The sequence below is a fragment of the Hydrogenophaga sp. A37 genome (genome assembly GCF_002001205.1).
Classification (GTDB): Bacteria; Pseudomonadota; Gammaproteobacteria; order Burkholderiales; family Burkholderiaceae_C; genus Hydrogenophaga.
The window spans coordinates 1-9,508 of the sequence record NZ_MUNZ01000040.1 but is presented as its reverse complement, the minus strand read 5'-3'; the positions used below and the strand labels follow the sequence as shown (position 1 = coordinate 9,508).

Sequence of the window (9,508 nt, the reverse complement as noted above, 5' to 3'; positions counted from 1 at the left end):
CGCATCGACCACTTCGTCACCGCTCACAACGAAAACTGCCAGCCGTTCAGGTGGACCGCCACTGCCGATTCCATCCTTGAAAAGCTGCATCGACTTTGTTCACGTATCAGCGGGACAGGACACTAGGAGCGCGCACGTTTGACAGAACAGTGACCTTGCCATGCTTGGCACGAAACCAAGCCAAGGGTAGGCGCGCAGGTTTTCAATGTGTGCACGGTATCGCTCGTCAGCTATTTCTTCACTGCGGTCATATTTCGTTTGAGGCTCCAATCCCAACAAGAAGTCTCACAAATGGGCTTGGCTTAAAAAGGGAAAAGGGCGCCAGAGACGCCCTTTCAATACAGCCTTTGAAACCCCGCTCGATCACCCCTTCTTCGCCAACCCCAACCGCTCAATCGTCGCCTTCTCGGCCTTGAAGGTGCGCTCGCCGTACGCCGTGTAGTCGGCGCTGTTCATGTAGATCACGGGCTGGAAAAACTTGTCGAGCGTGGCGAGCACGGCCGGGTCTTCCAGGGTCTTCTTGAATGCGTCGTGCAGCACCTTCACCACGGCCGGGTCCATGCCCTTGGGGCCGCCGATACCGAAGGGCGATTCGCTGATGGTGTCCCAGCCGCTTTCCTTCACGGTGGGCACGTCGGGGAAGGCCTTGTTGCGCTGGCTGCCGAGCGTGGCGAGCAGGCGCAGCTTGCCGCTCTGCACATGCGGCGCAAACTCGGTGGTGCCGCTCATGACGCGGATGTGGCCGCCCAGAATGGCCTGCATGATTTCGGCCGAGCCCTTGAAGGGGATCGGGTTGAGTTCAATGCCGGCCTTGTGGCTGAACTCTTCGATGGCCAGGTGCGGCGTGGTACCGGTGCCTGTGTGGCCGTATTCGAGTTTGCCGGGGTTGGCCTTGGCGTAGGCCACCATGTCTTTCAGCGTCTTGAACGGCGCGTCGGCGGTGCAGGCGATGCCGAAGGTGTAGCCGGTGAGGCAGGCGATGTGGGTGATGTCTTTGACCGGGTCGAAGCCCATGGTCTGCATGTGCGGCAGGCGGTAGATGCCCAGGGGCAGCTGCGTGAGCGTGTAGCCGTCGGGCGCGGCCGTGACCATGGCGGAGGCGCCGAGCGTGCCACCGGCGCCGGGCTTGTTTTCGATGATGACCGTGGCGCCCAGGGCCTTTCCTGCGCTCTCGGCGAAGGCGCGCATGACGGCGTCGCTGCTGCCGCCGGTGGGCCAGGGCGCGATGAGCTTGATGGGGCGCGAGGGGAATTTGTCCTGCGCGAACACGTGGGCCGGCAGGATGGCCGGTGCGGCGATGGCGGCCGCGGTGGTGAGGATCTGGCGGCGGCTCAGGTTGATGGGGCGGCGAGTGCTCATGCGTGTCTCCGTGGTGGATGTCGGTGTGTCGAACACCCCCACCATAGCCACAGTCGGCCAGCGCGTGAAGCCGATGAACCCCGGAGAGACCGTGATTTCAGTCGCGCCGGGGACCCCGCCTTTCAGACGACCGCCGCACCCACCATGTAGTCGGCCTTGCCCACGTCCACGCCGTTGTGACGCAGCAAGGCGTAGGCCGTGACGATGTGGAAGAACATGTTGGGCAGGGCGTAGTGCTTGAGGTAGGCCTCGCCGGTCATGGTGCGGGTCTTGTCGCGGCCGATGGGGAAGGTGATGTCGGCCTCTTCGCGGCCGTCGATGGCCGAGGCGGGCACGGTGGCGAGCCATTCGAGCGTCTTCGCGATGCGGGCCTTGAGGTCGGCGAAGGTGGTTTCGTTGTCGTCGAACTTTGGCGCCTCGATGCCCGCGAGCCGCGCGGTGCCGTTCTTGGCCGCGTCACAGGCGATGCGGATCTGCGCCGCGAACGGCAGCATGTCGGGCGCCAGGCGGGCGGCGAACAACACGTTCGCGTCGAACTTGCGCGCGGCAGCGTTGGCCTCGGCCTTGTTCAGGCAGTGCAGCAGGTTGGACAGGGCGGTCTGAAAGACGGGCAGGCTGGCGGAGGAGAGGGTGATGGACATGGTGCTTCGGGTGGAGAAAAGGCCGCATGCTACGCGCCCTGTGACCCGCCGAGGTTCTGCATGGACATCGGTGGTGGATCGGCCGTGGTCGGCGCGGCCGCCGGCCCCAGTGCACACAGCGCGTCCAGCAGGGCGTCGGGTTTCACGGGTTTGTGCAGCACGGGAATGCCGGAATGCCGGATGCGCGGCAGGTGTTCGTGCACCGTCTCGCCCGTCATCATGAGCAGCCGCAGGGACGGCATGCACTGGCGCATGTCCAGCAGGAACTGCAGGCCGTCCTCTCCGGCCGACAGCCTGTAATCGCACATCAGCAGGTCGAAACCTGGCTCGCCCTGGGCTTGCGCCAGCGCTGCGCGCGCCGCAGCGACCTGGGTCACGCCAACGACGGTGATGCCGAAGGATTTGAGAAACACGGTGACCGCTTCGAGGATGTCGGTTTCGTTGTCGAGCAGCAGCACACGCCGAGGCAACCACTCGGCGCGGCGTCGGGGGCCGGCCTCGGCCACGGCCAGGGCGCGGGCCGACACCGGTGGCAACGAGACGCGAAAACAGCTGCCGCGCCCGGGCCGGCCGCTCACCGACACGGGGTGCTCCAGCAGGCGGGACAGGCGGCGCACGATCGACAGCCCGATGCCCAGCCCCTTGTGGCGGTCGCGCCCCGGGTTGTCGAGCTGGAAGAACTCGTCAAAGATGCGCTCATGGTCCTCGGGCGGGATGCCGATGCCGGTGTCCCGCACTTCCACCCAGACGCGTTCACCGCGCCGGCGTGCCGTCACCAGCACACCCCCAGCAGCGGTGTACTTCAGCGCATTGCTCACGAGGTTGGCCAACAGGCGCTCCAGCAACTGGGGGTCTGAGGCGACCCACAGCTTGCTGGCGCGGATGCGCAACTCCAGGCCCTGCTCAATGGCCTGGGGCTGGAAGACGTTGTCGAGCGCATGGAACACCGACGTCACCGCCACAGGACGGATCTCTTGCCGGACCAGGCCGACGTCCAACTGCGAGATGTCCAACATGGTGTCCAGCGAGGTGCCCAGGGCATGGACCGACATCTGCAGGCGGGAGGCGGTGAGGTGATGTGTGGTGGACTGCAGCGCCTGCTCCAAAGCCGCAGTGAAGAGGGCAATCGCCTGCAGGGGCTGGCGCAGGTCGTGGCTGGCCGCCGCCATGAACCGGGACTTCTCGTGGCTGGCGGCTTCGACCAGCGTCACCTGCTGGGCCAGTTTGTCGACCAGCGCCAGCTTCTCCAGGCGCATGGTGAAGGACTCGGTCAACACGTTGTGAAACCGCTGGACAAAGCGGGTGGTGGCCAGCATGAAGAGCACCGTGAACACGCTGCACACGCGGTAGACAAGCTCAGGTTGCACGGCCAGCGCCACCGTGGACAGCACCATCAGCGGCAAAGCGAACGCGAAGTAGATGGACTTCACCGAGGCCGCAGCCGCGGTGGAGCCGCCGATCAATCCCCCGATGACCAGGAAGATGAACACGATCAATGACGGGTCGCTGGGATGGATGAACATCCACGGCGTCAACCCCCAGCCCAGCCCATTCAGGAACTGCAGCACGAGGTAAACCGGCAACCAGTGGGGGTCCTTGGCCGCCCTCAGCGGAGCGTCCAGATAGGGGCGCGTCCAGAGATAGCGGATGAACAGGCACAGGTACATCAGGGCGGCCCACCCGATCACGCCGGGCTGACGCAATCGGCTGTAGACCACGGCCGCAAAGATGGCGGTCACCAGCAACATGGCACTCATGATCGAAATCATCGACGTGCTCAGGAACAGCGCGATCTGTTCCTCGTGAACCCGCTGTTGCAGCGGCGACCTGGGCGAGGGCCAACCCCAGCCGGCGGGCACCCACCGCCGCCAGTGGGCCGGCGTCATCGCAGCAGGCTGATCAGGTGGGCGCGCGAACGCACACCGAAGTGCAGCAAGATGGAAGACAGGTGGTTCTTGATGGTGCCCTCGGCCAGGCAGGCGGTTTCACTGATCTCGCGGTTGCTCATGCCTTGCAGCACCAGCCCCAAGATCTGCGTCTGGCGCGAGGAAAGGCCCGTGGCCGGCACGGCCAATGGCTGGGCTTCGGCGATCTGCGGCGACGGCCCATGGGCATTCGACAGCAGCCCGCGCGAACGGATGAAGGCAATCACCTCGGTCAGGTCCGAGGTCTTGCGCAGGTAGGCGGCTGCGCCGAGCTGGAGCGCGCCCTTGATGGTCGGGCCATCACTTTCCCCGGACAGCACCACCACCATGACCTGGGGATGCACGGCCTTGAAGGTCGCCAGCCCGCTCAGACCCGTGCTGTCCGACAGCTCCAGGTCGAGGAACACCAGGTCAATGGCCGTCCGGTTGGCCTCGCACACCTCGATGGCGGCGGCCAAGGTCTTCACCTCGAACACCTGAATGGCGGTCCCCGCCTGGCTGGTTTGCGACGCGATGAGCGCCCGCAAGCCCAGGCGAACCAGGTCGTGGTCGTCCACGATGAGGATGCCTGACGGGCGTGCAAACGCCTGGGAGGCCTCGTAGGCCTGTGCCATCCACTCGGTGCTGTGTGCGGGTTTGTTCATCGCGATGGGGTCCGAACCCGTGTGCAGACGTGGACGCTCCATGCCCGTGCCCGGTTCACGGTACCAGACCGCGGTGGCCGTGGATAGGGCCATGAAGCCGGCGGGACGCGGGCTCAAAACTGTGGAATGTTGCTGATCAGCCTGAGCTGAAACTGCGAAGAGCGGCTGGCCGTCGCCACCTGCCCAGTGCTGAAGATCACCGCCGTCGCCGTGCTGCTCGAGTTCACATACGGGGTGGACGCCCAGACGCCGGACACAGCGGCGCCTGGAAAGATGTAGGGGTCGTAGGCCTTGCTTGGCGAGCCAGAATAGTCGACCAGTGAGCCCAGCTCCTTCACATTGGGCACCCGCCATGCGGCCAGCGCGCCCAGGGTGTGCGCCAGCGCCGCTTCCTGCGAAAAGCCGCTGGGCGCAGACGAGCAGGTGCTGCCCGCCCAGGTGGAACCCTCGACACAACGCCGCCAGGTCAGGCCTGTCTTCCGGTCGAGCACCACGTTGTTGGCGCCATCGCCCGGATAGCTCACTGAGCCGATCACGTAGCGCTGCCCGGTCCACGGCGCGCCACGCACCAGACGCACGCCGGTCGCGTTCACCTTGCCCATCCAGCTGGTCGTCGCCGTGTTGCTGCCAAAGCCTACGATCCAGGCTTGTGAACCATCACCGCCGCCCGGAATGGAGGTATCGGCCGCCCAGTAGAAACCGGCGTTCGTGAAGGGGAAGTTGCTGGCTCTGATCTTTACGCCTGAGCCGCCCACCCCGAAATCCATGATGCCGATCAGTTCATGAACCGAGGGCATGCGCCAGTCGCTGAAACCACACAGCTTCAAGCCATTGATGGCCGTCACGTAACCACTGCTGTCGGTGGCGGCACCGCCCCCGCTGTTGCTGTAGGTCGCTGTGCCGCTGCGCAACCCGCTGGCGGTTTTCATTTCCCAGACCAGGCCGGTGATGTTGTCGCGCACGCATTCGCTGGCACTCTGGCCGGCCACGAGGCTGTAGCTCATGGCATTGATCGTGACACGGTGCCCATCCTGCTGCGGGTTCAGTGCCACCGTGGCCGGGTTGGCGCAGGGCAGAAAGCCGTCGCTGCCTGCCCCGTAACACTGGCTGCTGGCGACACTGCTGTGCGGCACGGCAGGGGTCAGCCAGTCGCTGGCCAGCGCGTAGTAACCGATGCCTTCGTAGCTGTACTGCGGCAGCGTGGCGATGATGGTGTCGCGTTCGGCCGCGCTGGCCGAATAGAAGTGGAACCCTTTGGCCGCATGGAAGAAGCGGTACAGCGGCGTGTAGCCGGTGCCGCCCATGGTGCTGGCGTAGTACGCCACGCCCTCGTAGGTGAACTGCGGCAGGTTGGCCAACACGCTGACGCGCTCGGCCTGGCTGATGGTGTAGAAGTGCACCCCGGTTTGCGTGTTGTAGAAGCGGTAGACCGGGCTCAGCCCGGGCACGAAGACACTGGCGGCGTGGAACGCCGTGCCGTCCAGCGTCATGAACGGCATCGTGGCCAGCACGTTGTCGCGCTCAGCGGTGCTGGTGGTGTAGAAGTGGGCGCCGGTCTGGGTGTTGAAGAAGCGGTAGACGGCGGCGAGCGTCGTGGCCAGTTTCTGACCGCCGGCCTGCTCCGCTCCGCTCAGCAGCTGGCCTTCAAAAGCCTTGGGCAGCACGCCGGTCTTGGCGATCTGGGCCAGCTCGTCGCTGTTCAAACGCGCGCCTTCCTTTTGCAGGGCAATGGTCTGCTCGCTCGGTGGCTCGCTGCTGGTGGGCTGGAAACTGGGTGCCGCCTTGGCGGGGGTTTCGGTTTCGGCCGTCGTTGAACCGCCGCCTCCGCAGGCGGTAAGCGACAAGCCCAGCACCAGGGTGCAGAGCGCCAACTTGGCGGAAGAGACAACAAGTGAGGATTTCAAGACGGCACTCCGGTGAACAACGATGTGATGTGCCACAGGAATCCAGCGTCCAGGAAACGATCTCCCCACTTCAGACCACGCTGCGATGCGCGGGTGTTGAATGTTGTGCACCCCAGGATGCTAGGGAGCCACTCCAGCTTGGGGCAGTGCCAAAGGTCACCGATTGGTCATGACGTTCGACATGACTTTTCTCAGGGCCGCAGCCCTGTCTTCAAGGGGCGAGCAAGGGCTCGCGGCCATAGCCGCGCACTCACAACGTGCCGCTCAGCGCACGGTGACAAACGCGCTGCAACTCACAAGCCCGAGAGCCTGCGCGGAAGCTCGGCCACATGAAACACCTCGTTGGTGCCCCTGCGCAGGTCGTGGGGTTCGACCACGCCCGCCACGGCGTCTCAGCCTCTCAGGCCGTCGGGCTGAGCCGTGGGGCAACCTCAGCCGCGTCCAGCGGCTCGCCGTCGTCTTCCAGGGTCTGCCAATCGCTCGTCAGCAGGTCCATCAACGCATGGTCCAGGCTCTCCAGATCAATGTCCAGAGGCTCCATCAAGCCTTCAGGCGGCACAGGAGAAATACCACGGTTCATCTTGGTCCTCCAATCTGATCGACTGCTGCATGCCGGCAAGGCGAACAGCAACGCGACCAGCTGCAAGTGTTGAGCAAAGCAGGCGCCGTGACCAGTATCAAACCGTTTCAACATGTTCAGGACCGGAAAGCCCTTCGAGCCGGGGACTTCAGGCTTGAGGGGCATCGGCCCGCTGGCGCGCGAGGTCCACATACCAGTCCAGGCACCCCGGGTTGGCCATGGCCTCGCGGTTGATCACCTTCTCCAGCGGCTGGCCGAGCATGAGCTTCTTGATCGGCAGCTCCTGCTTCTTGCCCGAAAGCGTGCGCGGGATCTCGGCCACCTGAAAGATGGCGTTGGGCAGGAAGCGCGGTGAGAGCGCAGTGCGGATGGCGTTGTTGATCTTGGCGCGCATCGCGTCGTCGAGCGTGAGCCCCGGGCGCAGCACCACGAACAGCGGCATGTAGCTCTCGCGCCCCAGGTATTCGAGGTCCACCACCATGCTGTCCAAGACCTCGGGCAAGGCCTCGACCGCGCTGTACAGCTCGCTGGTGCCCATGCGCAGACCGTGGCGGTTGATGGTGGCGTCGGAGCGGCCGTAGATCACGCACGAGCCGTCGGGGTGGATGCGCAGCCAGTCGCCGTGGCGCCAGACGGCGCCGGCTTCTGCGGCGAGATCACCACCACCCGGCTTGCGGCCGTGGCCGGGCGGGTAAGTGTCGAAGTAGCTGCCGAGCAGGCGCTGGTTGTCTTTGTCACCGACGAAGTACAGCGGCATGGACGGGATGGGTTGCGCGCACACCAGCTCGCCCACGGCGTCGATCACGGGCTGGCCCTGCTCGTCCCACGACTCGACCGCGCAGCCCAGCAAGCGGCACTGCATGCGCCCCGGTGTCTGCGGCAGCTCGCGGTTGCCGCCGATGAAGGCGCCAGCGAAGTCGGTGCCGCCGGAGATGTTGCACCACCAGATGTCGCCGGGTTGGTCTTCCATGGGCGAAGGAACGGGCTCGGGGAGGCCCTCACCCCTGCCCTCTCCCTGGGGGAGAGGGCGTGAACGGCCCCGCAGCTTGCGGAACTGCGCCGTGCCCCAGTTCTGTGCCTCTTCGGACAGCGGCGAGCCGGTGGTGCCCAGCGCGCGCACGGCCGACAAATCACCGCACGCGGACAGGTCCACACCGGCCTTCAGACAGTTCGCAAAAAATGCCGCGCCGGCGCCGAAGAAGGTCACGCCGAGTTCGGACGCGAAGCGCCAGAGGGTGGTCCAGTCGGGCTTGTCTTTCGGGCCGCCCGGGTTGCCGTCGTAGAGCACGCAGGTGCTGCCGTTGAGCAGGCCGCTGGCTTGCGCGTTCCACATCACCCAGCCGGTCGAGCTGTACCAGTGGTAACGCTCGCCCCAGCTGTTGGGCGCGTAGCTGCAGCCCACGTCGTTGTGCAAAGTCTTGAGCGCCAGCGCCACGATCACCGTGCCGCCGTGGCCGTGCACGATGGGTTTGGGCAGGCCGGTGGTGCCGCTGCTGTAGACGATCCACAGCGGGTGGTCGAAGGGCAGCCACAGCGGTTCGAAGGCGTCGGTGATGGAGTCGTGTCGCGCGGTCGCCCGCGCGAAGGGGGTGCAGGGCGCGGCGGCTTGCAAGGCGCGTTCCACCGCAGCGGGTTCATCGGCCAGGTGGATGTGCAGCACCACATGGCGCACGGTCGGCAGCGCCGCGCGCAGCTCGGCCACCACCCCCAGGCGGTCGAAGTCCTTGCCGCCGTAGGTCACGCCGTCGCAGGCGATCAGCACCACGGGCTCGATCTGTTGGAAGCGGTCCAGCACGGCGTGGGTGCCCATGTCGGGCGCGCACACGCTCCACACGCCGCCAATGCTCACCACCGCAAGGAAGGCGACGATGGTCTCGGGGATGTTGGGCAGGTAGGCGGCCACGCGGTCGCCGGGCCTCACACCCTGGGCCTGCAGGTGCAGCGCGAGCGACGCCACCTGGCGCTGCAGCTCGGGCCACGACAGCTCCACGTGGCGGCCCTTCTCGTTGCGGCCGACGATGGCACTGAAGCCCGCGTCGTGCGCCGGCCGGACGTGCCTGAACACCTGCTGCGCGTAGTTGAACCGCGCCCCCGGGAACCAGTGCGCGCCGGGCATCACGTTGCGCTCCAGCACCGCCGTGTGGGGCGTGGGCGAGCGCAGGTCGAAATAATCCCAGATGCTTTGCCAGAAGGCATCGAGCTCGGTGGTCGACCAGCGCCAGAGCGCGTCGTAGCTGTCGAAGCGCAGGCCGTTGTGAAGGGCCAGCCATTCCTGGTACAGGCGGATCTGGGGGACGTGGGGCGCGGTGGGTTTCATGCGGGCGGCTTCCTCGGATGCGCCATTCTGGTTCGGGGCCGGCCAGCGCCGCACAAGGGTTTGTACGGATGTTCAAGTTTTTTGTACAACCGTTCAATACCGGCCATGGTCACCGGTCCCGCCCCCACCCGCTCCAAA

General features: G+C 65.8%; 7 protein-coding genes and 1 pseudogene. 1 reads left to right on the top strand and 7 read right to left on the bottom strand.

Annotation, left to right across the window (positions count from 1 at the left end):
• Positions 1–126: pseudogene (locus tag B0E41_RS26385) on the top strand (IS630 family transposase); the annotation flags it as partial.
• 237 nt (positions 127–363) lie between these two features.
• Here the strand turns inward: B0E41_RS26385 and B0E41_RS00715 are convergent.
• The 7 genes from B0E41_RS00715 to B0E41_RS00685 form a co-directional block, all read right to left on the bottom strand.
• Positions 364–1,359 (bottom strand): tripartite tricarboxylate transporter substrate binding protein, encoded by a 996-nt coding sequence (locus tag B0E41_RS00715; RefSeq protein WP_077327686.1) that lies wholly within the window; start codon positions 1,357–1,359, stop codon positions 364–366.
• 122 nt (positions 1,360–1,481) lie between these two features.
• Positions 1,482–2,000 carry a DUF1993 domain-containing protein gene (locus B0E41_RS00710; RefSeq protein WP_077327683.1) on the bottom strand — a complete coding sequence of 173 codons (519 nt, stop codon included), beginning with the start codon at positions 1,998–2,000 and terminating at the stop codon, positions 1,482–1,484.
• Positions 2,001–2,029: 29 nt separating this feature from the next.
• Complete coding sequence (locus B0E41_RS00705; protein ID WP_077327679.1) at positions 2,030–3,886, bottom strand: hybrid sensor histidine kinase/response regulator; 1,857 nt, start codon at positions 3,884–3,886, stop codon at positions 2,030–2,032.
• Positions 3,883–4,686, bottom strand: a complete 804-nt coding sequence (locus B0E41_RS00700) for a response regulator transcription factor (protein ID WP_253194515.1) — start codon at positions 4,684–4,686, stop codon at positions 3,883–3,885. Before B0E41_RS00700 ends, B0E41_RS00705 begins: the two co-directional genes overlap by 4 nt.
• Positions 4,683–6,473, bottom strand: coding sequence for a DUF1566 domain-containing protein (locus B0E41_RS00695; protein WP_143433595.1), 1,791 nt, complete (start codon positions 6,471–6,473; stop codon positions 4,683–4,685). Before B0E41_RS00695 ends, B0E41_RS00700 begins: the two co-directional genes overlap by 4 nt.
• Positions 6,474–6,873: 400 nt before the next feature.
• Complete coding sequence (locus B0E41_RS00690) at positions 6,874–7,218, bottom strand: hypothetical protein (RefSeq protein ID WP_077327673.1); 345 nt, start codon at positions 7,216–7,218, stop codon at positions 6,874–6,876.
• Entirely contained in the window at positions 7,202–9,370 is a 2,169-nt protein-coding gene (locus tag B0E41_RS00685) for an acetoacetate--CoA ligase (RefSeq protein ID WP_077327670.1), read from the bottom strand. Before B0E41_RS00685 ends, B0E41_RS00690 begins: the two co-directional genes overlap by 17 nt.
• Between the last annotated feature and the right edge of the window lie 138 nt (positions 9,371–9,508).

Bases quoted from the DNA above. Each gene is read 5' to 3' on its own strand.
- B0E41_RS00715 (WP_077327686.1), bottom strand. From the start codon at position 1,359: ATGAGCACTCGCCGCCCCATCAACCTGAGCCGCCGCCAGATCCTCACC.
- B0E41_RS00710 (WP_077327683.1), bottom strand. From the start codon at position 2,000: ATGTCCATCACCCTCTCCTCCGCCAGCCTGCCCGTCTTTCAGACCGCC.
- B0E41_RS00705 (WP_077327679.1), bottom strand. From the start codon at position 3,886: ATGACGCCGGCCCACTGGCGGCGGTGGGTGCCCGCCGGCTGGGGTTGG.
- B0E41_RS00690 (WP_077327673.1), bottom strand. From the start codon at position 7,218: ATGCCCCTCAAGCCTGAAGTCCCCGGCTCGAAGGGCTTTCCGGTCCTG.
- B0E41_RS00685 (WP_077327670.1), bottom strand. From the start codon at position 9,370: ATGAAACCCACCGCGCCCCACGTCCCCCAGATCCGCCTGTACCAGGAA.